The following is a 938-nucleotide window of genomic DNA, read 5'->3' as shown; positions in this document are numbered from 1 at the left end:
CCGCGGACGCGGGATCGAGCCCTGTCGCGCTACCAGGTGGAGGAGTACGCCCGGGGCCTGCGCGGCGCCGGGGTGCCCAACGTGCGGGTCGACTACCAGGAGCCGAGGCCCGAGGACGTGCGGGACTTCGGCGAGGTCGTCGAGGAGCGCAAGGAGCGAGCCCTCGATCGCGCGGAGCGATTGGAAGAGCGAGCGGACCGGCTCGAAGGTGAGGCTGCGGCAGAGTACGGCAAGCACCGCGCCGTGCTCGACCGGATCCCCTTTGGGCAGCCGATCCTCGTTGGGCACCACAGCGAGGGCCGGCACCGCAGGGATCTCGCGCGGGCCGATGCCTCGATGCGCCGCTCGATCGAAGCCAGCAAGGGTGCGAAGGATGCCCGGCGCCAGGCCAAGGCCGCCGAGCATGGGGCCGCCCAACACGAGAAGCCGATCTTTGCCCTGCGGCGCGTGGTCGAGCTGGCCAAGGAGGCGCGCGAGCTCCAGGTGAAGATCACCGGCGAAGTGCCGACGGGCTGGCGCGGCCACGACCCGGGCGGCCCGGCCACTGGCGAGTGGCTCGCGCAGTTGCAGACGTTTGCAGAGGAGAACCGACACAAGACCGCGCACTACCGCAAGGTGCTCGATGCCGCCGGGTACATGCCCAGCAGTCAGGCCGTGCTGCGCAAGGGCGACCGGGTGCTCACCGACAAGGGCGGCGCCGTCGTGCAGAAGCCGCTGTCGCAGCACGTGGAGCTTCGCTTCGACCATGCCGTGCGGTGGACGAGCGGTCCGCAGTACGTCCAGCGCGCGGTGTACTCCCGCGTGTGGGTCCCCAAGCAGACCGTCGAACGGAACCAGGCGCAGGGGTCCTCCTCGTCGACCGAGGCGCCCAAGGCGAGCTCGGGCGCTGCTGCGGGCTCCCCCGGGCCCCTGACCATGCTCGTGGCCAAGCACCGCGA

1 protein-coding gene is annotated in these 938 nt (G+C 71.4%); it reads left to right on the top strand.

Annotated features, from left to right (window positions below; genetic code table 11):
- The coding region (locus tag OEB96_RS00370) for a DUF3560 domain-containing protein (protein ID WP_266213382.1) at positions 1-938 on the top strand (938 nt) is incomplete at both ends.

The sequence above is a fragment of the Paraliomyxa miuraensis genome (assembly GCF_026337845.1).
In the GTDB taxonomy this organism is placed as follows: domain Bacteria; phylum Myxococcota_A; class Polyangia; order Nannocystales; family Nannocystaceae; genus Paraliomyxa; species Paraliomyxa miuraensis.
Note: the sequence above shows the minus strand (reverse complement) of the source record. Positions and strands in the feature narration are given on the sequence as shown.